The 26,089-nt window shown below is 41.6% G+C and carries 30 protein-coding genes and 1 pseudogene; 8 read left to right on the top strand and 23 right to left on the bottom strand.

Annotated elements, in window-relative coordinates; genetic code table 11:
• Nucleotides 1-58: 58 nt before the first annotated feature.
• The 9 genes from ISALK_RS05125 to ISALK_RS05085 form a co-directional block, all read right to left on the bottom strand.
• A complete protein-coding gene (locus ISALK_RS05125) occupies nt 59-1,327 on the bottom strand; it encodes a glycine/sarcosine/betaine reductase component B subunit (RefSeq protein WP_160719808.1) in 1,269 nt (422 codons plus the stop codon).
• 141 nt (nt 1,328-1,468) lie between these two features.
• Nucleotides 1,469-1,885 carry a hypothetical protein gene (locus ISALK_RS05120; protein ID WP_160719805.1) on the bottom strand — a complete coding sequence of 139 codons (417 nt, stop codon included), beginning with the start codon at nt 1,883-1,885 and terminating at the stop codon, nt 1,469-1,471.
• Nucleotides 1,886-2,371: 486 nt separating this feature from the next.
• Nucleotides 2,372-2,809: a hypothetical protein gene (locus ISALK_RS05115; protein ID WP_160719802.1), complete on the bottom strand. Its 438-nt coding sequence runs from the start codon at nt 2,807-2,809 to the stop codon at nt 2,372-2,374.
• Between the two features lie 144 nt (nt 2,810-2,953).
• Nucleotides 2,954-3,721, bottom strand: coding sequence for a peroxide stress protein YaaA (yaaA, locus tag ISALK_RS05110; RefSeq protein WP_160719799.1), 768 nt, complete (start codon nt 3,719-3,721; stop codon nt 2,954-2,956).
• 309 nt (nt 3,722-4,030) lie between these two features.
• Nucleotides 4,031-5,017, bottom strand: a complete 987-nt coding sequence (locus ISALK_RS05105; RefSeq protein ID WP_160719796.1) for a hypothetical protein — start codon at nt 5,015-5,017, stop codon at nt 4,031-4,033.
• Between the two features lie 49 nt (nt 5,018-5,066).
• Nucleotides 5,067-5,750, bottom strand: a complete 684-nt coding sequence (locus tag ISALK_RS05100) for a cupin domain-containing protein (protein WP_160719792.1) — start codon at nt 5,748-5,750, stop codon at nt 5,067-5,069.
• A gap of 64 nt (nt 5,751-5,814) precedes the next feature.
• On the bottom strand, nt 5,815-6,489 hold the full coding sequence (locus ISALK_RS05095) for a class I SAM-dependent methyltransferase (RefSeq protein ID WP_160719789.1): 675 nt from the start codon (nt 6,487-6,489) through the stop codon (nt 5,815-5,817).
• Between the two features lie 27 nt (nt 6,490-6,516).
• Complete coding sequence (locus ISALK_RS05090) at nt 6,517-7,524, bottom strand: GIY-YIG nuclease family protein (protein WP_160719786.1); 1,008 nt, start codon at nt 7,522-7,524, stop codon at nt 6,517-6,519.
• Nucleotides 7,525-7,572: 48 nt separating this feature from the next.
• Nucleotides 7,573-8,283: a hypothetical protein gene (locus tag ISALK_RS05085; RefSeq protein ID WP_160719783.1), complete on the bottom strand. Its 711-nt coding sequence runs from the start codon at nt 8,281-8,283 to the stop codon at nt 7,573-7,575.
• A 514-nt stretch (nt 8,284-8,797) separates the two neighbouring features.
• Here ISALK_RS05085 and ISALK_RS05080 point away from each other — a divergent pair.
• From ISALK_RS05080 to ISALK_RS05065, 4 genes are all read left to right on the top strand, one after another.
• A complete protein-coding gene (locus ISALK_RS05080; RefSeq protein WP_160719780.1) occupies nt 8,798-9,202 on the top strand; it encodes a hypothetical protein in 405 nt (134 codons plus the stop codon).
• Nucleotides 9,203-9,271: 69 nt separating this feature from the next.
• Nucleotides 9,272-9,928 (top strand): transposase, encoded by a 657-nt coding sequence (locus ISALK_RS05075; RefSeq protein WP_160719777.1) that lies wholly within the window; start codon nt 9,272-9,274, stop codon nt 9,926-9,928.
• Nucleotides 9,929-9,981: 53 nt separating this feature from the next.
• Nucleotides 9,982-10,260, top strand: coding sequence for a DUF6241 domain-containing protein (locus ISALK_RS05070; RefSeq protein WP_160719775.1), 279 nt, complete (start codon nt 9,982-9,984; stop codon nt 10,258-10,260).
• Between the two features lie 219 nt (nt 10,261-10,479).
• A complete protein-coding gene (locus ISALK_RS05065; RefSeq protein ID WP_160719773.1) occupies nt 10,480-10,908 on the top strand; it encodes a VOC family protein in 429 nt (142 codons plus the stop codon).
• 108 nt (nt 10,909-11,016) lie between these two features.
• On the opposite strand, the gene ISALK_RS05060 is transcribed toward ISALK_RS05065, so the two are convergent.
• The 5 genes from ISALK_RS05060 to ISALK_RS05040 all read right to left on the bottom strand — a co-directional run bounded on the left by ISALK_RS05060 (nt 11,017) and on the right by ISALK_RS05040 (nt 14,292).
• Entirely contained in the window at nt 11,017-11,550 is a 534-nt protein-coding gene (locus ISALK_RS05060; protein WP_160719771.1) for a hypothetical protein, read from the bottom strand.
• Nucleotides 11,551-11,618: 68 nt separating this feature from the next.
• The gene (locus ISALK_RS05055) at nt 11,619-12,182 is read right to left on the bottom strand and encodes a GNAT family N-acetyltransferase (protein WP_160719769.1); all 564 of its coding nucleotides are present in this window, start codon (nt 12,180-12,182) and stop codon (nt 11,619-11,621) included.
• A gap of 106 nt (nt 12,183-12,288) precedes the next feature.
• Nucleotides 12,289-12,741: a GNAT family N-acetyltransferase gene (locus ISALK_RS05050; RefSeq protein WP_160719767.1), complete on the bottom strand. Its 453-nt coding sequence runs from the start codon at nt 12,739-12,741 to the stop codon at nt 12,289-12,291.
• Nucleotides 12,742-12,834: 93 nt separating this feature from the next.
• On the bottom strand, nt 12,835-13,407 hold the full coding sequence (locus tag ISALK_RS05045; protein ID WP_160719765.1) for a hypothetical protein: 573 nt from the start codon (nt 13,405-13,407) through the stop codon (nt 12,835-12,837).
• Between the two features lie 66 nt (nt 13,408-13,473).
• The gene (locus ISALK_RS05040; RefSeq protein ID WP_160719763.1) at nt 13,474-14,292 is read right to left on the bottom strand and encodes a class I SAM-dependent methyltransferase; all 819 of its coding nucleotides are present in this window, start codon (nt 14,290-14,292) and stop codon (nt 13,474-13,476) included.
• A gap of 252 nt (nt 14,293-14,544) precedes the next feature.
• On the opposite strand from ISALK_RS05040, the gene ISALK_RS05035 reads away from it, so the two are divergent.
• Complete coding sequence (locus ISALK_RS05035) at nt 14,545-14,859, top strand: hypothetical protein (protein ID WP_160719761.1); 315 nt, start codon at nt 14,545-14,547, stop codon at nt 14,857-14,859.
• A 91-nt stretch (nt 14,860-14,950) separates the two neighbouring features.
• Here the strand turns inward: ISALK_RS05035 and ISALK_RS05030 are convergent, their stop codons facing one another.
• The 7 genes and pseudogenes from ISALK_RS05030 to hypB all read right to left on the bottom strand — a co-directional run bounded on the left by ISALK_RS05030 (nt 14,951) and on the right by hypB (nt 21,704).
• Entirely contained in the window at nt 14,951-15,226 is a 276-nt protein-coding gene (locus tag ISALK_RS05030; RefSeq protein ID WP_160719759.1) for a putative Se/S carrier protein, read from the bottom strand.
• A 7-nt stretch (nt 15,227-15,233) separates the two neighbouring features.
• Nucleotides 15,234-15,452 (bottom strand): sulfurtransferase TusA family protein, encoded by a 219-nt coding sequence (locus tag ISALK_RS05025; RefSeq protein ID WP_160719757.1) that lies wholly within the window; start codon nt 15,450-15,452, stop codon nt 15,234-15,236.
• Nucleotides 15,445-16,530 carry a YedE family putative selenium transporter gene (gene yedE, locus ISALK_RS05020; RefSeq protein ID WP_160719755.1) on the bottom strand — a complete coding sequence of 362 codons (1,086 nt, stop codon included), beginning with the start codon at nt 16,528-16,530 and terminating at the stop codon, nt 15,445-15,447. The genes ISALK_RS05025 and yedE overlap by 8 nt, the downstream gene beginning before the upstream one ends.
• A gap of 218 nt (nt 16,531-16,748) precedes the next feature.
• Nucleotides 16,749-17,678 (bottom strand): annotated as a pseudogene (locus tag ISALK_RS05015) (DUF5692 family protein).
• Nucleotides 17,679-17,863: 185 nt separating this feature from the next.
• Nucleotides 17,864-18,205 (bottom strand): hydrogenase maturation nickel metallochaperone HypA/HybF, encoded by a 342-nt coding sequence (locus ISALK_RS05005; protein ID WP_160719749.1) that lies wholly within the window; start codon nt 18,203-18,205, stop codon nt 17,864-17,866.
• Between the two features lie 57 nt (nt 18,206-18,262).
• Entirely contained in the window at nt 18,263-21,037 is a 2,775-nt protein-coding gene (locus ISALK_RS05000; RefSeq protein WP_160719747.1) for an FAD-dependent oxidoreductase, read from the bottom strand.
• 4 nt (nt 21,038-21,041) lie between these two features.
• Entirely contained in the window at nt 21,042-21,704 is a 663-nt protein-coding gene (gene hypB, locus ISALK_RS04995; RefSeq protein WP_160719745.1) for a hydrogenase nickel incorporation protein HypB, read from the bottom strand.
• Between the two features lie 222 nt (nt 21,705-21,926).
• Between hypB and ISALK_RS04990 the strand changes: the two genes are divergently transcribed.
• Together ISALK_RS04990 and ISALK_RS04985 are read left to right on the top strand one after the other, a co-directional pair.
• Entirely contained in the window at nt 21,927-22,913 is a 987-nt protein-coding gene (locus ISALK_RS04990; RefSeq protein ID WP_160719743.1) for a helix-turn-helix domain-containing protein, read from the top strand.
• 12 nt (nt 22,914-22,925) lie between these two features.
• A complete protein-coding gene (locus tag ISALK_RS04985; protein WP_160719741.1) occupies nt 22,926-24,101 on the top strand; it encodes an FAD-dependent oxidoreductase in 1,176 nt (391 codons plus the stop codon).
• Nucleotides 24,102-24,122: 21 nt separating this feature from the next.
• On the opposite strand, the gene ISALK_RS04980 is transcribed toward ISALK_RS04985, so the two are convergent.
• Nucleotides 24,123-24,431, bottom strand: a complete 309-nt coding sequence (locus ISALK_RS04980) for a hypothetical protein (RefSeq protein ID WP_160719739.1) — start codon at nt 24,429-24,431, stop codon at nt 24,123-24,125.
• A gap of 504 nt (nt 24,432-24,935) precedes the next feature.
• On the opposite strand from ISALK_RS04980, the gene ISALK_RS15030 reads away from it, so the two are divergent.
• A complete protein-coding gene (locus tag ISALK_RS15030) occupies nt 24,936-25,094 on the top strand; it encodes a hypothetical protein (protein WP_236660268.1) in 159 nt (52 codons plus the stop codon).
• A gap of 68 nt (nt 25,095-25,162) precedes the next feature.
• Here ISALK_RS15030 and ISALK_RS04970 read toward each other — a convergent pair whose 3' ends face one another.
• The gene (locus tag ISALK_RS04970) at nt 25,163-25,957 is read right to left on the bottom strand and encodes an alpha/beta hydrolase family protein (RefSeq protein ID WP_160719737.1); all 795 of its coding nucleotides are present in this window, start codon (nt 25,955-25,957) and stop codon (nt 25,163-25,165) included.
• Nucleotides 25,958-26,089 lie beyond the last annotated feature (132 nt).

Genomic DNA, 26,089 nt, shown 5'->3' with positions numbered 1-26,089 from the left:
TCCTCCTCCCATAAATTTTTCACAGCTCCTTTTCAGAATTCAAGGAAATGAACCGGTATTATCTTGTGCCCATTTTATTAAAGCCCAACTCGTTGGTTGCCCCGATTATGGACTGTATTTCCACTTCTATATTCCGGTCTTGTTCCATGCCTTCTTCAGCTTGATCTGATGAATCGATTTTTCCAATTACTTTATCCATAGGGGCTAGCATGATCGTTTCATTGGCATTCCCGGTTGACACTACCGCATCCGCTTTCGGATCAGCATCTGCCAGAGACTGGGAAGTGCCGTCACGGCCTGCATACTCATCGGTTACAAGCACGGTTTTGATTCCTTTCTCCTCAATTTTTCTACAATTCATCATTAAATCGGTGTCTGTGTTTCCATACTCTTCTTTTGAAATGATGACACCGTTCAAGCCTAATTGCTCTACCAATTCTGCTGTTTTGTTGGAGGCTTGATCTTTATCCTCTAAGGTGACGTTTTGATTGGTGATAATCACCCCGCAAAAATTGAGATCTTTACCGTGACGCTCATATAAATCTTCAATGATCGGATTGTTCAAATGATGATAGGAGGTATTCTTATCGGAGGCGATTACGCAGTTGCTGCTGACAATCGCTCCGTCCATGACTTCTGTGGGATACATCAACCTAGGTGTTATCTCTTTAGCGTCCACACCATAGACATATGTATCGTGTCGGAGCCCCTGGCTTTGAAGCATATAAACGTAACCCACCTTTGGTAAGTCCGGGTACTTATGTCCTTGTGCTTCTATGGGTAGGGTTTCGTAGACGGTTTTATCTTGAGTTCTTACCTTTTCACAGCTTTTGCCTATATACCGGGCAATTTTAAGACCCGCCAGCCGCAGAGCCTCTTCATACCGCTGGGTTTCCAAACCACTTATCGGTTCACAGTCCAACACGAGATTTTTCATTTTTGAAAAGGGCGTGTACGCTGCTCCCGGACCGGACATGTCGATAATTCCTTCCTTTACTCCGGCAACTTCTCCGAGGGGTACTACTGCCACATTTTTAAAGGCTTTGGTAACACCCTCGCCCACCGGATCCGCACCGCCGAGCAAGCCGGGGAACAACTCACCAGCTCCCGAAACTTTAACTCTGGGTTCAATTACATCACGAACGGAATATAGACGGACGGATTCTCCGGGTTTAACAATGTCGATGTGAACTTTGGCAATTCGCTTATCTTCCTTAATGATTTTAATGATTTCCTCTCTGTTCACGGTTAAAGTGGTACCACGAATCCCGGTATCCTCTCCGAAGATCATATCATCCAGCCAAAATTTTTCCAACGTAAGCTTCATAATTCTCCTCCTCCCTATTGATAAAGATCATTCTTCATCTTTCAAGCAGACCGCTACCCTAAGCCTTTACGTCTTGTTTTGATTGACTATTCCGAAAACTTCAGATGCATTTTTCCTGCGATCTACGCTTCCTCCTCTAGTTTAGCCTTCCTCTGCTATATCATTAACGATTTCATATAGTATGTTTTCATCGAGCACGGTAAAACTTGCATTTTCATCTCCATATAATCTTCCAATCACTGCTTCGTTTACCGTAATCAAAAAATTCCCTTCCCTAGTATGAAAATCCAAATAAAAATCCTCTACCGGATCATGGATTTCCTCGGTTTCCTCCAGGTTCATATTTCGTGGTTTTTCAACAATCTCATCGATTGTCTCTTGGTCTTCAATGACTGCAACGGTTGTGCCGTCGTCCAACCTTATTTCGATTTTCTCCACTTCCCTACCACCGATTAACTCTTGTATCTTGTCACCATAGGTTACACTTCCGTTTTGAAAAAAAATAAAAACCATGATCAGTGCTACAGAGATTAATAGAAAGATTCCCCGATTCTTCATTATATCTCCTCCAATTCTTGAATTCAGTTAAAAGTACTCTATGCCTTCCATTTTAACCCCACAAAAAAACATCTCGATTATGGATCTTACAGTAGTTGTGCCACCTATTAGATTATACATCCACAAATACCGACCCCTGCTTATTCTCCCGTTTTTCTGCAGCAGGGTATTCTTCTATACCATACTCGGTGTGACCAGGTACAAGCCTTTGGATACCACGGTAATAAATGTAAGAATATATAATGAAGATACCCTTATTAGGTTACGACTAACATAATAAGAAATGTCCTGGGAATGTAAAGCAAGTACCATAGCTATCATTATGCTTCAACTTTTAAGTGAACAATTATGTACTCATTATTTAATCCTTATACCATAACCATGTGCCTTAGGTTTCCTCTTCCGTCCCCTTCCTAAACCTCATAAGATTCCATGCAAAAAGGCCCTGTCGAGGAGAACAGAAAGGATCTTTTCACTTTGCTCAAATCAATCTATCATGTTCCATTTGTCGTCGAAGGAGTGCAAACCTTCGAGCAAAAGATTCTCTCCTTGTATCCGGAAGTCGGTCTTTTCACCAGGAATTCTCAAAACTCCCTTATCATCAAAGCTCATAGCAAAACTATAACCTTCCTCGGTGTGGAAAAGGACAATATAATTACGCCCCATCGCTGTACGTGTCCGATTGAGTTCCATTTCAGATAGATCCGAGGTTAATTTTGATATTTTCTCCTGCGAAATTAATCTTATATTTTTATCCTCTTTTTGCGTGTAATGTCGAATGGAAATTTCAGAAATAGTTTTTCCTCCTAAATTTCTTTCCAGGAGGTTTCCATAAGTGGTCTGCCGTTGGTTTATAAAAACAAAGGAAACAATGACTATTCCTAGTAGTATGAAAAATTTCAATAATAACTTCTTATTTTTCATGCAACTCTCTCCCATTCTTTTCTTTCAAAGAGTGAACACTTCGGTACCAAGTCTATATAGCTACTATGCCGGGCTATTAGTATTTATGATATGTTTTTCTTTTTTATTGTTCCAAAATTTAGAAAATATAGTGTCATTATACCATTAAAAATCTTGGTCTTTCAAGGGAGTATTCTGAATAAAGATATAATTCTCCCCGTCGGATAAATCCTCAGCGAACCTGTAATCAAGATAGTGAAAGTTTTTTAATGCCTCTACATCCTTGACCTTCTCCTCCGCCATAAAGCGAACCATTTCACCCCTGGCCATTTTTACCCGGGCTGCTTTTTCTACGACTTTGCCCTTTTCCCTCTCTCCGAAAACACAGTTGACCAGGCGAATGGAGTCGTTCATATAAGGGGTAATGCTTTTACTGTATTCCTTGGATGCCAGGTTTACGATACAATCACTTTCCGAAAACAGCTGTTTTGCCAACTTCCCTCCCCAATAATCATAGAGGGTTGCAGCTTCAAACGCCTTCAATTTCGAGGCCATCTCCAGCCGGTAGGGCACCACACCGTCAAAGGGACGAAGAATGCCGTAAAAGCCCGATAAAATCCGCAGGTGCTCTTCTAGGTATTCCAATTCGTCATTGTCGAATACCCCCGGGGCCATATATTGATACTGTATCCCTTCATAGGCCAGGATCGCCGGGGTTAGTTGCCGGGTAAGGTCCATGTTTTGAATTCGATTGTAATTCTCATTTGCTATTTTATCACTGCATTTCCAAAGTTTTTTTAACTCTTCATAACTGATACTCCTTAAATATTTTAAAAGCTTTTCCGTCTCCTCTAAGAAATCCGGTAAGCTCCTGTATTCTAAGGAATCCGTGTCCCGCGTCATTTTCTTTGCCGGTGAAATAATTATTCGCATAATTGCCTCCTGTCTAATCCAAATTTCTGTTCCTTAGTTAAAATCCATTTTATAGGTGTTCACGCCAACTTTCCACGCCTTTTTTGAAGGTCACCAGAGACCCTAACCGATCGCATAAATCTTGATCCGGAAATTCTTTAGCTAAATATTTTTCTTCACGCCTCGGATCTGTCATGGAACTTGTAATTTGATAAAAAGAAACAATTTAGCTCTTCGTTATAACTCCAGACCTCTAGAAAGCCCTCCAATGCTTTTTCCCATGGTTCCACTGATAAGCTCCATCCCTTCTTTTCCGATTTGCTTAGCATTTTAATTTATACTTCTTTTGCACTCATTAAGGCATTCTAAAATGAAAAGATCCAGCGCTTTTAGACCTTTCCAGCGATTCATAAAATTTTCGAGGATAATTGGAATATAAACAAAACCATCCGCAGCATATTTATTAGCTTTTTTAATAGCCGCCTCTTTATTATTTCTATTGATAATCCAAATTGAAGCGGCTCTTATAAAGTTCTCTTCAAAAACATTCAGCCAAGAATCATTATCTTTGTCCCAGGCGTATTGGTACTTTACCATCTTTTCAAAAACCGGTTCAATTAAAAAGGTATACCGCTTTATTAGATCAGCGGATTCATCCAGTTTGTTGCCTAAAATTTGGTGAAGATATTCATGGACAATTGCAACAGCATTCGGTTTTGACTGAATTACATATACCCGGTTTTTCATCGTAACGAAATCAGCAATTTCAGGAGCTTGTAAGCTGTTGGGAACAAAAATTAACGAAGGAAATTTGTCAGCTTTTAAATCAAAGGCTTCTCTTACTAAACCCATTGCTTGATGAATTATTCTATTATACTCAGGTTCCTCAGATTTAACCCTTCTACAATACGCCTTCCATAGTCCATGAAATCCAGGGGTTTTAACAACCCGATTATGAATGCACGGTAATTCTTTAACCCGTTGTTCGATTTCTTCCTTTTCACTTGTTAGTTTAATTTGATCGAGACTGTTAATATGGTTCATCACCTCATCAACGTCTTTATATTGTATTGTATTCTCATCTGAAACATATAAACTGGCTAATGTTAGAATAAATGCCCTGGGCCAGTATGGATTCACTTCACATGTTGAATTTTTAGTCCATTGATAATAGTCTGTAATCCGGTTATCCCAATCCATATTTTTGATTTCTTCAATCATTTCTTTATTGCTACTGCTTTCACTCATATCATAACCCGCGGCAACCAATCCCACATAAACAGCAAAAACGTACATATTTAAAGATACCTTGCTCATGTTTTACCTCCTTGAAATGATTGTAGTACATTTATAATTAACAAACACATTACGCTTCATCCCCCCAGGCTAACCAGATTAAGACCAGGGGTTCTTCACTATCATTCCAAACCACCTGATCGCCTTTTGGAGGAATATAGTAAGACTCATTTTTTTCGATTTCTACGGATTTATTGCCAATCTTTGCATATCCCTTACCCTCTATAACGATGATTGCCTGATGAAAAGGATCGGTATCCCCCGGTTCATTCATCTGTTCCCCTTTTTTAACCATATACCATGCACTTCTAAAACCGGGATTATAATATAGAGGAATTGCATTTGCTCCATGAACTTTCCGTGCATATTTCTCCCCTAGGTTAATTTTTTCCGGCACTTGCACATTAAAAAAGTGCATTAAGAAAAAATATAAATTCTTCATGTTTTCAGGATTATAGCCGCCCTCAATCTCCCAGTCCAGGGGAGCAGGATCTGACACATGGGCTTTTCCCGCTGCTGTAAATGCAGTGATTTCTCCACGGTGTATTTTTTGCAGAACTTCTTCGCTTGTAACCAGGGTACAGTCCACATTTTTTGAAGCCGTATCCTCCAATAACACATTGCCGTTTTCAATATTTATATTAAAATACTCCTCGCTACCTTCTATTTTCAGCTTAATATTCAAGCAGAAGGCTTCATCAATCATATTTTGAAAATGCTTTGCCATACGGTCTAAAATGTCCACCGGTTCCATAAGTATCCTCCTTTAAAATAGTGATTTCCATTGATGGCTTGCCCTTAATAACAATCCTGTTACCTTACTTAAATGCGATAATATTATACACTTTAGATGTCAATTCTTTTCCGCCGTTTACAGATATAATATACAGTTTTATACTTATTTCAACGCTACTAAAACCGGTTAGCACCTCCTTTAATTCTTTTATATCCGTATAATGATGGAGAACCCCTTTTTCTCCTTCTCTCGATCCGACAAAAGTATGTGGCTCAATTAATGCCCCCTTCCCGTATGACTCATCTTCTTTTGAGAGCATATCAAAAGCAAAGCATCCTCCCTGTTTAAGCACTAGGTAAACTTCACGGATGCCCTGCTTAATCTCCTTAAGCGTACCATGATGCAACGTGGATTTACACAATACTGCATCAAAACCTCCATCTTGAAATCGTAAATTAGTAAAAGAGTCATTATAAAATTTTATGTTTCCAATGTTTTCTTGAATGCTTTTATCCTTTGCTTTTTCTAGAGATTCCAAAGATGCATCGACGGCAAATACCCTTTGATGATTCTTCGCTAGAATTAAAGAATTCTTACCTTTCCCACAGCCTAAATCAAGAACCCGTTGATAATTGTTTCTTTTAAACAATGAAAACAAACAACTATCAAACTCCGACATCTCAATTTCATAATCCCCATGAACTTTTTCCACCTTAAGTTTTTCTATTGTCCATTGCACTTCTCTCCGATCTGACATCTTACCAGCTCCCTACTAAGTTCTATTTTACAGAAAACATCCGATGATTTTCTCCTCTTGTTTTACAAAGGCCCGGTAAAGAATCATTTCCTGATCCAAGTTTGTAAGTCTCCATTGTTGGTACGTCCCGTCCCCTTCTATAGTATCTTCCCTGTTGCCTATTAATCGTAAAAACACCTTTCCTTCTCCGCCGGATGCCTTCGGCTTCGATATCCAGCATGTTCGAAATAACACACCATTCTTTAGGTAATAACCGCAGTGGTGCTGATTTTTCCGATCAATCATAAAAGGGGGATCGCCTTGATACAGCAGCTGGTTTCTTTTAAGGGCATGTCCTAAAGGAGCCACGGACGCAATGACTTCCTGGAATCGTCCGGCCTTCTCAAATTCCAATTTTTTTGCAGCGAGGTCCCTTTCCTGCTCCAGGTTTCGAATCCATTGATTGTAGTTTTCCTGATTTCCAAAGATCTCTTTGAGCCAGCGAACTATTTTTGTTACCCCTTCCGTCGGGTAAGCCACGGGTAACGGCTGATAGGACCAGTCTTCCAGCCAAGTAAAGTTATAAAGGACTTTCAGTCGGTCCTTAAGGGCCTTGGGATTTCGAAAGGGACCGATCAAAAAGTGGTCTTTTCTCTTTTCCTGTAGAGGATCTTGATCTTTCCCAAGAGGGATTTCCCGCCACCGCCAATTGACTTTTCCAGCTTCCGGTACCAAATAGCCGTGACGGGCATTACTTTTCATCTGCTGATTGTACTGGGGATGATGGCGCTCAATCAAAGCTTGCTCCAGCCACTCCGCTTCCAATTCCGTAGGGGTGGGGGTTACTTCGATAAAGGTAATAAAGCCCTGCATTCGAAGAAGTTTCTCCGGTCCCTCCCCCTCCCCTTTATTTTGAAAATAGGAGTTTACCCGACTTTTTAAATTCACGCTTTTTCCAATGTACAGCACCTCACCCTGTTGGTCAATAAAACGGTATACTCCAGGGGACCTGGGGAGGTTTTTCCGATCGTTGGAATTGTATAGGATTGTTTTCATAGGTTTGATCCACCTCAGTCACTATAGGTTATGATAATCAAAAAAATACTAAAGCAAAGCGAAGAAATAAAAGCCGAATATCAGAATCATGGTCAAAATTCCCAGGGTAATATGGAGTCCTAGATACAGCTCCGATGGTTCCCCCTTTTCCACCCACAGAAAGTGCTCCACTTTCCAAGCAATGTCCGGCAGAAGGATGACAAAGGCTGCTCCGATGGATATGAGGGTAAAAGCAAAAAACAACCGGCCCCAATTCCCGATAAAGCCTTCCTTAACGGTGGGAACCGTGCTTTCCAGTCCGTAAACCAGTTGTACATCATAGGGCAGATTTTTGATTTCCCCATGATTTCTCGAAGGCATCCTTCCCGCTCCGCTAGACCAGCCGCTATCCGTAATGGTTTGCGTGTAATCGGACCCGGTATTCCGATGTATTCGAAAGCCTTGTTCAAAAAAATTATTCGAGGCTACCTGCAACTGATAGTTTTGATAACTTACCTGATAGTCTGTTGCAAAGGACACCGGATTATTTTCCGGATTTTCCATAGTAACCGTAAGACGGTCCCGCTCCCTGTCTCGAAAGAAAATTTCCTCCCCCTCCATTGCTTCGTATCGAAACAACGTTCCCTCCACTTCAAAGGAGGTTTGTTGCCGATAGATTAATTGGTTTAACAGGAGATTCAACCCGATCAAAGCTACTGATACAACCAACAACCACTTTCCCCGAACCTTCCAGTTTTCTTCTCCCCAGATGACATTCATGATCTACCCGCTCCTCTTTATGAGATTTTCCTTATGTACTATTATTCGACTTGCCTCTACGATTTTCCTTTGTTTTTTGAATTCTTTTCGAGAATTTTCTTCCTCCCTTTCGGTTTCCTGATTAAGCTTTGGATATTTGTGGTATTAATGTAAAATGTCAAATATTTTTTGCCTAAAATTACAGAAAGTTGGAATGACATAAAACAACTGCATATTTGGATCCAAGCTTCCAGGCTTCCCTCTCAGAGTTACATATTTTTTCCCCTGCTCCTACCTCCTACCTTTTCTTCGAGTTTTCCTATCGGGTGGCGGGAAATTTCTTCAAACCTTAAACTTTGTTTCTTCAAACGTCCTTACGGTCCTGTTGTTTATCGGTGTCTTAAGTCTTTTTTTTATTTCACCACCTAGCCTCTTTCATTTGAACAACGAGGTGAATTTGGGATAATCGTCTTGTATAGGAAGTGGATAAAATGTTAAAATGTAGTATACTACAATTGAAGGGAATGATTTCCACATGAAAGAAGTCTTTCACCGTGATCGATTTAAAGCGGTCTTACTTAGCGGGGTTACCCTGGGACTGCTGCTAGTCCTCTTTTTGGTCTTGAATAACCTGCCTATGCTACAATCGGTTTTAGGCAACGATGAAAATGAAGGGCCCCGAGAAATCGAAAGTCTTCGGGAAGGAGAAGAGGGCACTTCCGTTGAAGCCACCGAGGAAGAGGAGGAAATAACCCTTCAGGCGGATTTTAAGGTGCCGGTACCGGAGGACTATAGGGGAAGAGGCTTCGATCCCTTTCAATACGTGAAAGAAAACGCCGACGTTGCATCCATCAGTCCCCGGTCCACGGCGGCCATTGTCCGGGATGTCCACCACATGACCCACGGCAGGTTGCGTAAAAACAAATCAATAAAACATTAGTATTACCACCCTGAAATCCTGTATTATCAATGGTTATATGATATAATAGAAAGAAAACGAGGTGGTTCGATGTCCCGCTATATTCAAGGTGAGCATAAAGATCAAGTTAGCTTATTACCGATGACATTAAACGAAATGATCGCCGAAGATCATCCGGTACGGGTGATCGATGCGTTTGTCGATACGCTGGATATGCAGCGGCTGGGTTTTCGCTATGGCGTAACGAAAGAAGTTGGCCGAAAACCCTTCGACCCGCGTCATCTGTTGAAGCTGTTCCTGTACGGATACTTAAATGGCATCCGGACCACCCGAAAGCTTGAACGGGAAGCTCACCGAAACATTGAAGTCATGTTGCTGCTGGATCAATTAAAGCCGGATGATCGAACCATCTCCAACTTTCGCCAGCACAATCCCGAAGCGTTAAAAAATATCTTTAAAGAGTTCAGTCTGCTGTGCAACGAGCTCGGCCTGTACGGGAAACAAATCATCGCCGTGGACGGCAGCAAGTTTCGGGCAAGCAATTCCCGACAAAAGAGTTTCACCAAACGCAAGGTCCAAAAAATGCTGAAGCATTATGAAGACAGTGCGAGCAAATACTTAGCACTCCTCGAAGCCGGAGATAAGGAACTAATACGGTACTTAAAGGCAAAGAAACATGGCCTTTCTTGCTTTTTAAATGAAATATTCAATTTTAACATAAAAAACAAATTAATATTTGAGTTTTAGACGACCGAAGCAAGGGGCGGGGTTGCATTTATACGCAACCTGACGGGGCCATCGTGGCCCGGGACAAATGGGGATATTTAACGTTAAACGACGAGAACATTTTTACCATATTAACAGAACTGGCGGCGGTGGAAAACCCCAGCTTTGTGGAAAAACGAATGATCGAGATGCTTTCCAACTGGTACCACGGCGATGTGGGTTCCATAGACAAGGACCATAACTTTCTTTGGGACTGGGAAGGGGGTACCATCGGTAAAGCCTCCGGAATGGATTGGGACGGCGTTGAGGAGGATATTCTTCAACGGGCCGTTCAAAACGGCTACAAACCCTAGAGGAAGTCACCGGTGAAATAGGCCTTTAGCAACACGCCTTAAGTTCTTATGTTTGATCGGAATGTCCTTTTTTCTGCTCTCTTATTTTTATCTATATATATTATTCAAATTTCAAAGATTACTTATCTTAAATTCTTGGAAATCGGGTATATACTTACTGTATGAACAGCTACTGTGCATCATTTCGCAACCTATTGAAAACCAAAAGGAGTGAATAACATGTCCATTGAGGTTTATATGAATTTTAACGGAAATTGCAAAGAAGCCGTAGAGTATTATGCTGAAATTTTCGAAACAACCGAGCCGGAATTTATGACCTTTGGTGAGGCACCAGAGGATCCCCTTTTCCACCTTCCTGAAGATACAAAGGATCGTATCATGCATGTAGGTCTTGAAATCGAAGGAACCGTGGTAATGTTTTCCGATGCTTTACCGGATAGCCCTGTGAATTTTGGTAATAATATCAGTCCGGTTGTGAACACTGATGACGTAAAAAGAATCGAGACCTTGTTCCATCGGATTAAACAAGAGGGTACCGTGGAAATGGAACTGCAAAAGACCTTCTGGAGTAAATGCTACGGCTCTGTGGTGGACAAGTTCGGTGTGATGTGGCAGTTCAACTATTACGATGAAGACGAAAATGAATAAAAAGGAAAAAAATTTCCCGACGGAAAGACCTGAAATTTATCCCTTCAGCCCTATCCAACGGGAATCCTTGCTTCGGTTTTTCTAAGTCCTTTGTATCGCTCAGATTCCTTACTGTTTGGAGGATTGATATTTTTGTTCCCAATTTTTTCGCCAGGCTTGAAATCTCATTTCCGTTACCTCTTCTAAGGTTTCTCCCTCTAAGGAATATACTCCGCCGTAATGGGGTTCGTCGTAATCGGGAAAGGTATATCCGCCGAGTACTTCATCCTCACAGAAAAGAACCCATACCCTGACCCGACCTACATCCTCTGCAACCTCTAACAGTAGTGGATGGTTTTCAACAAGAAATTCATAGGTTTCCACTGTTTTTCCAATGTATCGATCCGCATCAATCTTTTGAATCCCCCAAATCAGTGCATAATGAGGATGGGCCAGAATATCTCGATTAACTTCATAAATTTCAGTTTTTCCGCCGGATGAAACCACTTGATAGCCTTTTTCTTCTAGCAGTTTTTCCGCGGCCTGTTCCTTTTGGTCTATTTCCATGGCTCTACTGGAATTAATTGAACTGCAACCCATAAGCATTGTCCCCAGCAGGGCCAATAATACGAGTACCGATAAACACTTCGTAAACTTTTTCATATATCATTTCCCCCTTAACTTTACCCACAAGCCCAGTTTCTTCATTGTCTTCCCCAATCTTTCTTCCCTTACAGCTTCATATAGTCTTCTTTCAATAATCCAAACAATATCTCATCATGATATTTGCCATCGGTATAAACCATTTGTCGTCTTCTGCCTTCTTCAAGGCATCCTAGTTTCTTTAACATCGTCTCCGAAGGGATATTTCCCTTTAATACAGCGCCGTAATACTTATTCAACCTTCTTTCGTTAAAAGCATAGCCCAGTACAATATCCATCGCTGCGGTTCCGTAGCCTTTTCCCCGGTGATCCCGATCCACTTGCATCCCGATACTGAAGGTGCCATTTCTCTCATCGATGGAATTCAAATTAATCCCGCCAACGGTAACCCCTTCAAGATTTTCAATGCTGAACATCAATCGTCCCGAACCTTCTTTGAAATTTTTAAAGTGTTCAATCATATCCTTGGCTTCTTGAGGGGTTGGAGGAAGTTCCACTTCATAATTCAATAATCGTCGGGCAGGGGTATCATAGCGGTTGTAATAGTGTCCTTCCCAATCCGGTTCATCCATAGCCCGCAAACGAACCTTCTCATTCTGCCAGTAATAACCTTCGTACTTAATTTCTCTCATAATTTCCACGCTCCATGTAATTTTAATTTTTTCGATATTCTCGGTATTTTCGATAGTATTGTAGTTATTAGACTGAATACTGACGAGCTTTGTTCCTAAAATTCTTTTATAAACTAATACGGTAAATTCGTGAATCATCTCCCCAGGGATGATATCCTGTAGCAATATATTCGAAGCCGTACTTTTCATAATAGCCCACATGGCCGGTACAAAGATAAAGGTGCCTAAAATCTCTGGCCTTGGCATCTTGTTTTGCAGCCTCCATCAGTAATGAACCATAGCCGTGTCCCCGGTAGTCTTCTTCAACAAAAATTGCACAGATCCATGGATAAAGATCCATTCGACTGATAAAATCATTGGTGATCAAACCTGCGCATCCGATGATTTTCTCCTTCTCCATCAGCAAGTACCAATGAGGCAAGGGACTTTCCGGATTTATTGAATGGTTTATACAGTCTTCGTACACCATTTTGCTGCTTTCGCTGGCCCATTTCTGCTGAAAATACGAAATGGCTCGGTCCTTCAACTCCGGATGTGCTCTGATGGATTTTACGTTCATTTTTTATCTTCCTCTCTTATTTTCTTTGTTCAACCGTTTTTTGTAAGAACACGCTTTACGCTTTAGTAAACTGCCCTAGCCCCCAACTTATCATTATTCAGTTTTCTCTCCCTGAAAAGTTTGAACGGCTTTGCCATCAATAATTTTAAATGTAAAGGTATCTTTGTTACCTTCTGTTGTTGCCTGTAAAAATTCATTAAAATCTTCTAGGGTGATGGGCGCCCAAGTCAATTCGGTCATCATATACACCGTGAAGTCCTCAGCCAGAGGTATTTGAAGTAATTCCCGGGTATCCTTTAACTCTACGTCAAGTACTGTGCCCTCTGCAATTTCATATCCACTGATTCTTCCAACATGGGTTTCAATCTCCGGCATCTTACTCAGTAAATCCTTCACATAGTCCAGTTCACTATTGGCGGATTGTATCCTTTGCTCCAGATCATCCCTCGGCATTTGATGCTCCAATCGACTCATACGGCTTTCAAGTCCCGTAATTGACCGCTCTATATCGATGATTTCCACCGCTGAATTCCCCAAATTCTCCGAAGGGTTTTCTAAGGCTTCTGCTCTTTGATCCGGTTCCTTCAGATGATTGGCTACCATTAGAATAACTGAAAGTATAATAATTGCCGCCGCGGTAATAAGTAACGCCGGTTTGTTTTTCATAGTATCCTCCTTTACATCGTTAGTTCATAGGTTGTTTTAATTCCAGTTTCATGTTTTTCTCCTCCGTTACTTTTTTCTAAGCCATAAAGCGGCTTTGTCATCGCCGGTGCTGAACGGTTTTCTTGTCTTAATATCTCCCCAGGATTCTATGATTTCTAAATCAAACATGTTGATCATGTCGATGATTTCGCTATAACCGATGGGGTGTTTTTGTATTTCCCAGGAATATTCCTTGGTCAGTTTGTTATTCTCGTAAACTTCTAAGCGCCTTTCGGCTTTCCAGATCTTTTTCGTTCTATCTACATACACGGGCTTTGAGTAGGCTTTCAGTTCCGCCCCGTCTTTGCATACCCCTGAGGGGAAGGCCCGATTTTCCACACCTACGTTGCACCAGTAGTCCGGCAGTTCTTTTTCAATGCTGTCGGAGGAAATGAAAATGTATCCCCCTTTTTTCACGGAGTGATAGGCTTTATTTAGGATCTTTTGCTGCTCCTCCAGGCTGGCAAATTCAAAGAAGAAGTTGCCTCCAAGAATTACGGCGTCAAAACCCGCCGGCCAGCTGTAGCTCATTAGCTCTGAGTGAATGATCGATACATTGTTTTTTACCGATTCGGGCTCCGCATCCAACTTCTCTTCCAAGCGATTCAACATCATCTTTGCCCCGTCCATCCCAACAATTGTCACCCCCAATTTCGCAATGGGAAGTAGAATTCTTCCCGTGCCGCAGAACGGCTCTAACACATTTCTGCATTGATGCCGGATAAGTAACTCTGTGATTAATTCCACATCTTCCACCGTTGTTTCTTCACGGTCATAAATCTCCGCAATATGTTCTTCCACATCATAAGGATTTTGTTTGTTAATGATCAGGTTAACCGCCTCCAATTTTATCGACTGCTGTACACCACATTTTTTTATCAACGTGCATGATCTTAGCAAAAACAAGCTTTTCTTTTTGCTCCTATACTTAGTATAAAGAACCCCATCATAAAGCATAAGGGCATAGGGGCGGATTCCCACTCCGTCTCAAGACGGAACTTTGGAATTTTTCAGACTATTGATATGTTGACGAGTTATTTACATCAGCAACAGATGATTTTCATGGTATAATAAATAATAACGGAGGTTGTTTGCTTTATGAAACGGGATCCATATGAAGAAGAGGCACGAAAACAATCCGTACGGGAAGAACTCAGAGCATTGGAGTTAAAGAAGAAGGCTTCATGGAAAAACCCAAAAGATCTTTGCCGGGCAGGACACGGTCAAATGAAAAAAACAGTGTTTTGGCTTATCCAGGGTTTTATTTTTCTATTTATTACATTGTTAGCAGGACACCTTTATATAATTCCTTTTTTTAATGAATCTACTTTTCTACCCTATTTCATAATGTTGCTATTATTAGTACTTTTACATCTGTTGGCTTTTGTTATTAAAAAACTTTGGGAGCAATAGTATTACTTGTTTTCTATGTAGAACAAAAATAGAACCACCCCTGGGCCTTTACTTGGTCCCATGGGATGGTTCTTTGTTCATTGCTTTCTTTTTATTTCTTTTTCATCAAGCGCTCCAACAAACCGGGTTTTTCCACTTCTGCTTCCCGTTCATACAGTTCGTCCAGCTCAATATGGTATTCCCTTGCCAGGGCCAGGGCCTTTTCCCGATCCTTTAAATTAAACCGGGCAGCGGAACCGCAACTGGAGCTGAGATCCCTAGGAACGGGAATCAGTTTTACCTCAATCCCCTTTTCTTTTAAGGCCTTTTCAAAATTCAAGGCATGATAGGTGGTGTGAAAGGTCATAATACAAGTTTTATTATCCATTCAATCCCTACTTTTTTATCGTTAGTTGGTAGTCTTCATCGGATAGTTCCGAGATGCTCACGGCAAATCCGTTGTTCTCGGCGTAGCGCCGGATATTTTCCACCGCTACTTCCAAATCCACTAAAACCTCTACCACTTCTCCATTATAGTGATCCAAAGCCTTCTTTGTCAAGATCACCGGTTCTGGACAGGATCGTCCTCTCGCATCTACTTGATTCTTAGACATTGCTTTTCACTCCCCTTTCCATGGATACACTGGTTTCAGTTGATAATATGGCAATCCCAAGGGTTACTGCCAACCCAATCATGACCGCCACCTGACCGTTAAAAGTGCTTCCCGCAGGGCTGGAGGCCAGCCCAAAGTTATGGGCAAAAGCGGCTCCCGCCACAAGACCTACCACGGTAATAATGGCATCGGTATCTCCTTCACTGGCAAGGATCGTCTGTCTAAGAGGGCATCCTCCCAGCAGAACAGCCGTAAGGCCCACCAAGGCCATCCCCATAAAATTCCATAAATGGTCCGTATGGGCGATGGGTTGTCCTTCAAAGCCTAAATTAAAAGCTTCAAAATTAAAGAGTAGATTCCCTGCAAGATTGGCAACGAATATTGCGATCAATCCCCACATAAAGTGATAATCCTTAATCAAAATGGCGTCTCGAAAACCGCCGGCGGTACATAGCCTGGTTCGTTGCAGTACCCCTCCGATTAACAGTCCTGCAGCAAGGGCCATCCAAATCGGCGCCGTAGCCGCACCGGGACCTTCAGTGCTAAAGTAGATGAATGAAGGTCTTAGCAGCAGCAGCGCTAATAGCGCCACTGCAAACAGGGGCATGGTATAGCCTCCTACCGGCTTTTGTTTTACACTTCTTCCTAAGCTAAAGCCCTGCTTGATAAACTGAATGCCGACGAAAATCCCCGTCACATAACCGAATAAACCGGTTACAGCATTCAAATCTCCATTGGCCAGGCGAAGGATCATCCGTAGGGGACATCCAAGAAATACCAAAGCCCCGATCATCAGAAAAAAACCTAAGAGGAATCGGATAATCGGAGAGGAGCCACCCCTTACCCGAAATTCTCCTTTCATTTTGGAAATAATAAAGGCTCCGAGAATAAATCCGATAACTTCCGGGCGGATATACTGCACCACGCCGGCCTGATGCAGTCCCAGGCCGCCGGCCATATCTCTGTAAAAACAGGCAACACAGACCCCCATATTCACCGGGTTTCCGAATAACACCAACAGGCTTCCCAGCTTTCCCACCATAAGTCCCGATAAAATAATTTGTAACCTTGACGACATAACCTTCCCTCCCTAATATGATTTTGTAAAAAATATGTATGACAAGCTCTATATTATCAAATTTTTAACATAGTGTTAAATTGATTTATTTTATCTATTTTATAAATTGAATTGCGTATTCCTATATCTAAATATGTAAAATTTCTTTATTCCTCTTAGGATAAAAGCTTTCGATATATAAAAACCTCCCGCCTTATTCAACGGGAGATTTTTTAATCTTATGCTAACTTGCTTTGTTCCATAGTTTTCTTATAATATGGGGTATGGATATAAATTTCCTGTTTAATGGGATTGATCTTATGCTTCATTATGGTGTAAACCATAACAGCAAATACTCCGATATTAATCGTTAAGGAGGCTAAACTCAATCCGAATAAAACATTTTCACTATAGGTAGGCAAAACACTGAAATATGCAAAGTTTTGAAAATCCACACTTAGGGAAAACATGGCATATAAGGATAGAATTTGCGCCCGATGTTGTAGCCAAGCTCCTCTTTTAAACATCCATTCCCCCAGTAATGCAGCAGTTAGAATACCGAAGCCCGCATACAGGGAACGAGTGGAAATACAGTTGTATACATAAGCAAAGTTCCAAATTGTATAACCGATGATATACAGCCAGGTCATATCCGGCCAGATCATATCCCGGGAGGCATCCTTCGATACTTTTATTCCGGCAAAACCGGTTAAGGTAAGAATACAAAGGATCCCGGCGATGCCATTAAATATATTCCATATCCCTCCTTGGATTAAAATCCCTCCGGGGTCCACGGTTAGAGTTTGATAGGTAAAATACACTTCAAATTCCCGATATACCGCTTCTGCTATATTAATCGCCAATATGGCTCCGGGAAACAGCAGGGCAAATTTTTTGTTCCCGATGCTGGTGAATCGAATCAATAAAAATCCATAAACCCCGATTAAGGCAGAAACCACCTTAACTCATCCAAACCAGGTGTTTCCCGTAGGGGATCCTAAAACATCCAGATACACCCCTAAGGCCAGTAGCACCGGAAGTACGCCGAAGGCGAAAATTGAAATCTTTAACGACCTTCTGGTTGCTTCGTTTAACAACACAAATGCAGCGATAAATAAGATAATTCCTATAATACCTTTCACACTGACACTATCATAAAATACGGACATAAGTACCCTCCTTTATTTTGTTTCAAACCCAATAAATTTGATATTAACTTATGATGACAATCTACTTGTAGTATTCACCTTGCCCCCTTTCGTCATTAGTTTAACAATTTCTATAAAAATATATAATGTCAAACAACCTTTAATCGAAAGTCCAGGACTCTCCTTTAGATGATGGGAGCTACTGATCAGTAGCCCTGAATTTCTTTAATGTTAAACTCCTGGCCGGAGATCAGGGTGAAATTTTCTCCCTTACAGCCGGGACAAACCTTGCGATGATCAACGATGTTATAGCTTGCCTTACAGAAATTACAGGTCCCCTCTGCAGGCAAAGAAATAATTTCCAACTTCGTTTCTTCATAAGGTGTCTCGCTTACTGCTGCGGGATAACACTCTTCGATGAATCTTGGGATAGCCTGAGACAACTGTCCGATTTCCAGCACAATTTTTTCTACTTTCGTGACATGATTTTCTTCTACAAAACCATCCACCACTTTGATTACTTCATATACAATCCCTAACTCATGCATCGAAGTCCTCCTTTCTTTTATTATCCCCCTCCCTTTTTATTGGGAGGGGGCAGGATCCTACCGTGTTTTTACAAAAGGATTCACTTTATTGATCGTGATCTTTGCTTTTCTTGTGACCGCATTTTTCAAAACGGTTTTCGGTAATTCATCTATCTCATATCCCTCTATCTCATGAATTTTTTCCAATTCAATGGCATCAAACTTGCATTTCAAAGTACAAGCGCCGCAACCGACACAGAGGTATTCATCCACTTTCGTCGCACCACAGCCCAGGCACCGGGCGGTTTCCTTTTCAATCTGTTCTTCGGTTAAAATTCCTCTTAAATCCTTAAAGGTGGTTTTAGACTCTTTCCCATCCACGTGTTGAATTCGTTGACGTTCCGTTCCGTCATAATCTACGAAGTCCTCTAAGTTTTCTTTATTCAGCATTTTATAGGAATGATTGTCCCGACCAAAGGTTAGGGACTGACCATGCTGAACAAACCGATGGATGGACACGGCCCCCTCTTTTCCCGCAGCAATAGCATCAATCGCCAGTCTTGGACCGCTGACCACATCTCCCCCGGCAAAGATATCCGGTTTGGAGGACTGCAGGGTTACCGAATCCACTTCAATAGTGTTTCGTGGAGTTAAGTTTACCTCCTCCCCTTTTAGTAAGTCTCCATAATTAAACACCTGCCCAACAGATAATAATACCTGGTCGCACTCTACAACCTTTGTCTCACCCTCATCGAATACCGGATTAAATCGTCCCTGAGCATCCATTGTGGAAATACACCGCTTAAATTCCACCCCGGTTACTTTGTTGTTTTCCGAAATAATTGCTACAGGTCCCCAGGAGTTATGAATGTTTACGTCTTCTTCCAGGGCTTCCGCCACTTCTTCTTTGTGGGCCGGCATATCTTCTCTATTTTCCAGACAGTAAATATCGCTTTGGCGAACGTCATCCAGTCGAACCGCAGATCTTGCAACATCAATCGCTACGTTTCCACCACCGATTACGATGGTTTTTCCCCTTACCCCGGTATCTTCGCCAAGAGCGGTTTTGCGAAGGAAATCCACACCGCTTTGTACACCTTCCGCCTCTTCCCCTGTAAGACCCAGTTTTCTTCCCGACTGAGCCCCAATGGCTACGAAGAAAGCATTAAACCCTTGTTTTCGTAAATCTTCTATGGTAAGATCTTTTCCGATTTCCACTCCGGTCTGAAAGGTTGCACCCATTTGCCGAATCACGTCGATTTCCGCATCCAGTACCTCTTTTTCCAGTCGATAGGATGGAATCCCCAGGGTGAGCATCCCCCCTAATTTCTCTTCCTTTTCAAATACGGTAACATCATAACCGTCAATGGAAAGATCATAGGCGCAGCTAAGTCCCGAAGGTCCGGAACCGATGATGGCTACTTTTTTATCATGAAAATCATTTCTCTTTTTCGGCATGTAGCGGGTGGTACTGTCCAAATCCTTCTCGGCGATAAATTTCTTAATATCATCCACGGCTACGGCTTCATCCACATCACACCGGGTACAGTCTTCCTCGCAAAGTCTCGGACAAATCCGTCCGCATACCGCTGGTAGGGGATTATGCTTTTTGATCAGCTCCAAGGCTTCCTGATATTTCCCCTGAGCGGCCAGTTTGATATAACCCTGTACCGGAATATGCACGGGACAATTGGTAATACAGGGAGAAGTTCCTGACTCCAGAGAGTTCTGACGGTTTATCCGATAATCACTGTTCCATTTATCCTCTTTCCACTCGGTATTTCTTGGCGTCACTTTGGTGATGGTCTCATCAATTTCTTCCTTGGAACATAGCTTTTGTCCTAGTCTTAAGGCATTGGTGGGACAAACATCCACACATTCCCCGCAAGCCACACATTCAGATTCATCCACCACGGACTTGTAATTGGACCGTACGATATCATTGTTTAAATACTCATTAGCCAGCCGCATGGCGTAACACCCGCAACCGCAACAGTTGCAAATAGCATGGGTCTTACCGATCCCATCCAGATTGGGAACCGAGTGCATCAATCCGTTGTCTTCCGCTTTTTCAATAATCTCAAAGGCTTCTTCCCGAGTAATTTGTCGTCCTCTTCCGGTTTTAATGTAATACTCCGCCGCATGACCCATTTGAATACACATGTTTTCTTTTAAATGACCGCAGCCTTCCCCCATGGCTTCTCTAGAGGTTCGACAGGAACAGTCGGATACCGTAAATACTTCCTCTTCATTTAAATACTTGGATATCTCTTCAAAGGTAGCTTTCTTTGTATTGGCATCAATGGACCGCTCGATGGGCAGCACCCGCATAGGTCCCCCTCCAATAGGCATAATCCCCGCAGCCATGGGTCCTTTTTTACTTCCAAAATAATAGAAGGCTTCCGCAACTTCCGGATGTTTTTCTACAATTTCTTTATTAATATTTATTAACTCCAGATGGCCCGGAACAAAAATGTCCTGCCAATACATATCCACACCGTCGACGGTTATCACAAAAGATGCTCCGGCCCAGGCTATGTGATCTAAGGCTTTTTTTACTTTTTCGTAGGGTTCTCCCGCTTTTTTCCCCACCTCTTCAGCGCTAAGCTTTTTACGAAATTCTAAATGCATGGCGATTTTCGCTTGATAAGGATCTACAATCGGTTCTAGGGCATAATATTCCGGGCCAAAAGGAATCGCTTCTCTGCTACTACCGGCCTTGGTTCTTCCAATTTTGTTGGCCAGGTCTAAAATTTCTTGTCGGTACTCCCGCCCATCAACATCCGCCCAGTTCAGCGCAAAATTAAAACGCTTTGATTTATTAAAGTTGGTCTTTTCCTCTACTTTTGCCATTTTTCTACCCCCTATTTAATGTATCCATCATCCAATCCGTAAGCGCCGCTACCCCTTCCCCGGTTTTAGCGGAAATCGGGATGATTTGGATGTTTTTATTCAATTTTCTCACCCGTTCTTCCAATAATTTCATATCAAAGTCGAAGTATTCCGCCACGTCGATTTTATTCACCACCAATAAATCCACTTTTCCGAAGATCTTCGGGTATTTTAAAGGTTTGTCGTCTCCTTCAGGAACGCTAAGCACCGCTATGTTTTTCATCGCTCCGGTGTCATATCCCACAGGACAGATTAGGTTTCCGATATTTTCCAAGAAAACCAGATCCAAATCCCCGACCTCTAATTGATCAATCCCGGTTCTAGCCATAGTGGCGTCTAAATGACAAAGGCCCTCGGTATGCATTTGCACCGCTTTGGCTCCAGCTCTTTGAACGGTTAGGGCGTCCACATCGGAATCAATATCCGCTTCAATCACCCCAACTTTGACTCGATCTTTCAAAGCGTTGATAATACTTACTAAAGTCGATGTTTTTCCACTTCCCGGAGAAGACATCACATTAATTAAAAATGCATCCTGTGCTTTTAAATATTCCCGGGTTTCATTGGCCACCTTCCTATTGTCCTCATGAATATTTTTTTGAATCTTAAACACCTTTAGCTCCTTCATTGCTATCACCCTCCTTGTCTAAATTATAACAAGCTTTTCAAAGAGTACAAGTTCATCTAATTCCAATAAATCCGACTTTTTTTACTTTACCTTTCTGTTCACATTGGTGTATAATGAATTTATTAGTTAATTTTTTGACAGAATTGCTTATTTTGATTGGCCCATACTTTTAAATATGTACACACTTCGCTAAAGTAAATTTTTTTTTGAGGGGTTGATATGATGGATAAGGATCATAAGTTTCGTATCCTGATGGAGGGGCAAAAAAAGGGGGTATCGGCCACCTGTGAAAAACACGGTATTTCCCGAACCCTTTATTATCGGTGGCTGAATCGATATAAATCCTACGGCATTGAGGGACTAAAAAAACAAAAGAGAAATTTTACACCGGTAAACAAAACCAAACCCGAGATTCTATCCGCCATTCTGAGTCTGGTTAAAAAACATCCCTCCTACGGCCCCCGGGAACTTTGTTACTTATTGGGGGACATCGGCTATCAAATCAGTGAATCCGCGGTTTACAACACCCTCAGGAGCCATGGTTTATCCACCAAACAGGAACGACTCCGTTTTGCCAAAGGAAAAAAGAAAGCCCTTCTTAAAAACGATATTTCCTTTAAAGACTTAGCCTCAGGGGAATGCTGGCTCGCCTGGGCCACTTATTATGGAGATTTCAAAGGAATCGGCCCCGTCTACGAATATACGATTTTCGACTATAAAAGCAAAATCGCCTGTACCCGACTATACAGTACTTTAGCCTCGGATAATTTTAAAAACCTTTTAGAAGCACTAGCCCTTCCCGTGGCCCAGAGTTTGAATATGGAACTCAAGTTTCTCTGCTTTTTCGAAGAAGGGAAGGACATGGAAAACTTTTCAGAATCCTTCTTTACCGATATCTTCACTATTATTCGAAACCAGGGATTTGCACTGGATATTCATCTGTTAAAGCAGGGAGCGTATGTGCCGGAAATTCAACAATTTAGAAAGGACTATACCAATCGCTGTCTATCCTTTCTAATGCCTTATATCAAAAGAGAAACTTCTTTTAACGGACTTAAAATCTTTCTTCAAGAGTACGTCAGGGACTATAACCTTCATCATAAGCAAACCTACCAAGAAAAGGATTATTCTCCCGTGGCGTACCATGTTCATACCACGGACAGTAAAATGATTTTGCCCCTATGGGCTTATATGGATCGATTATACTAGGAGGGATCACAGATGCACTATGCAATCGTCGGCGGAGGATTTAGCGGCCTGTTGGCCGCCTATCTGTTGGAGAAGAAGGGGCAACGGGTTACGGTATACGAAAAAGAGGAGATACTCGGCGGACACTGTCGAACCATTGTCAACAAAGATCTTTATGGTGAAATCGGAACGGTTTTCAGTTTTTCCGATTCTATTAAGGAACTGCTTTTGGAACTGGGTGTGGAGTATACGGAGCGATACACCTATCGGAATTTTCTCGATGAAAACTTCTCCAAGTCTGAACACGTATCCTTTGATACGGTAAAGCTGATCATGAAAGATCTCAATCGGTTAAAAAAACTGATGGAAAATCATTACCCTACCGCGGAAAATATGAATTACGGGAGAGTCCCGAAGGAATTACTGCAACCCTTGGACCAATTTCTTATGGTCAACAACTTACATAGGATCCGCAGCCTGGTCTCCCCTATGCTCTCCTCCTTCGGCTTTGGCTGTATTTCCGAGATCCCCGCCTACTACGCCTTAAATATTTTTACTGTGGATACAATTTTATCTTTCATCAAAGGGGAAAAACTATTATTTGTAAATACGGGCATGTCCGAGATCATTGATAAACTCAGTGAAAACATCTCCGATATCCGCTATTCAATGGATATTATATCCATTGAAAAAAAAGATTCCGGAGTTTCCGTTCAAACCCCTTACAGTGAAGAACGCTATGATCAGGTACTGTTAACCGCTAAACTTCCGGACCTTGTTCTTAAAAGTGAATTTTTCTCCGAGGCCATGGGGAAACTCACCACTAATCCCTATTTTACCTGTGCCTATGAGATAGAAAACCAAAAGATCGTTACTACCTACTTTAAGCCTCATTTAGGAAAAACGGAAAAAATACAGTTTTTCCATATTTTTAAACAGAATAACAAATCTCTATTAGTGGCCTATGCCTACGGTTTTTCAAATCCGGATTTAGTCAACCAAATTACAGCGGATATTGAAAAGTCCGGTGTGAAAATCAAAAGACTGATTACCGTAAAACAATGGGATATTTTTCCCCATGTGCCCGGGGATCTCCTACGGGAAAACTACTACACGGAAATTTTTGAACATCAAAAAAAAGAGCCTATAAAAATTCATTGGCTCTTTGATATCAAAACCTTCTATATCCAATTTATATACTTCGGTTAAAAAAGATGTAGAAAATATGTGTTAATTCTCCCATACCGACCCTTTCAGATCCTCTTCATTTACCGGCTTATCATTTCGCATAATAAAGAGGAAAATCGGTCCCATAAAGGGAAGAACCACACTGAGGATCACAAACAGCACCGCCTCATCGGGGCGATAGATGGTGTAGAGTTTGTGAAGAGCAAAAATATTGTTCACAAAGGCGGCTAAGCCGATTAATCCCCCAATCATGGGAATCGGAGTGAAGATGGAAAAACAACTATTCTTTCCTTCCACTATAGGTAAAACTTTGATCCACCATCTTAATATAACTTCCTTTATCTTTTCCAATCAAATTATTGCAGGGACACCGATACTTCTCGTCCCTTTTTTCGATGTGATAAACTTTATTCATTCGGCTTTTATGACATTTTAAAACTTTTCCCTTGCCGATTTTTTGGTATTTGAATAATTTCTTTTTACATTTTGCACACTTAATGGTAAGCATGGAAAAACTCCCTTTTATCGAATAATGTTCTTCTTCAATAAATACCTGAACCGATCCATCGGCACCCCATTGTTGATCTCATCTTTATAAGAGCAGAACTCTTGGATAAATCCTAAACCCTCAAGAAGCGCCTTGGATTTTTCATGCTCTTTTCCTTTTTATAAAAAATCATGGAATTCGAAAACAACATATTCTTAAAATATGATATAATATCCCTAATTACAAGGAGGTGTAGTATGAAAAAAATCACACTTTTCGGAAGTCCTAAATGACCGGGCTGCGAACCTGTAAGAGAGTATCTCTTAGAAAAGGAAATTACCTTTGATTACGTGGATATTACGGAAAGCATGAAAAACTTGAAGATTTTTCTTGCCTACAGAGACAAAGACCCGTTCTTTGATCCCATAAAGGAACAGGGCAGCGTGGGGATCCCCACAGTCATGATTGGTGAGGGCGAGGCCTTTTATTTAGGTTACCCCGGTATGAGTATCAAGCCATTTGAATAAGTAGAACAAAACCGCCTACAGGTATCCGTCAAATATGCCTTAGGCGGTTTTATCATGAGACGTTCATTTTATTTATCAATAGTTAGATCATCTTTCCCAAGCCAGGTAATGACCTGTTCAAACATATGCATGCTTACGGCATGGGGGATTTCGGGTATCTTATAGAAGCGAATTTTCTTTTGATCCTTGCCGTAATAGTCTTTAGCATTTTCAAAGAACAGTTGCTGGGGCTCCATGGGCACGGTATCATCCTCTTCTCCATGGATTAGAAGAAAAGGCCGTTTTAGAAATCTATCCAGGTTTTGTTCCGGGTCCATGGCTTTTAGCAGTTGGATTTCCCTAGGCAGCGCCTCGTCTATTTCATTCTTTTGTTTGACATTCAACAGCATTCGCTGCCAGGCACAGGACCCGTTAATAACCACCATGGTCTTTAACCAAGGATGCCTTGTAAATACACCGGCAGCGGTAAAGCCTCCCATGGAATGACCGATTATAGAAACCTCTTTTTCATCAGCTTCCAAGTGGTTTAGTGCATAATCCAGCAGTTGATCGGATTCCTCGATGTTTTTCAGCAAAACCTTGTGTAAATAGGCTTCCAGCTTTCCCTCTTCCGTATAGTTTAGACTGCCCCGTTCTCCGTGATGCATAGCATCCGGCACCATGACTTGATAGCCATAAACGGCGAGGATCGTTGCTTTAAAATGCTGAAATTCTTTATTCGATGACCACCCGTGATAATTGATTATCGTTGGATACGGCCCCGGTGTCTCCTTCGGCCGATAAACCAGACAGGGGATTTTTCCGATTATTATCCTTTCTTTGTTTACAAAGGGACTTTCTTTTTGAAAACTATTAAATTCCATGACTTCAGCCTCCTTAAATGTTAGATGTGAGTAATTTTTCTATATTCTGTTTTGTTTTTCTCGGAATATTTCTCTGTAGAGCCCGTTTCAACAGTTCGGGATGTTCAATTCCTTTCGCTAGCAAATACTCTT

Origin of the sequence: Isachenkonia alkalipeptolytica, from assembly GCF_009910325.1 — a bacterium.
In the GTDB taxonomy this organism is placed as follows: domain Bacteria; phylum Bacillota; class Clostridia; order Peptostreptococcales; family T1SED10-28; genus Isachenkonia; species Isachenkonia alkalipeptolytica.
Note: the sequence above shows the minus strand (reverse complement) of the source record. Positions and strands in the feature narration are given on the sequence as shown.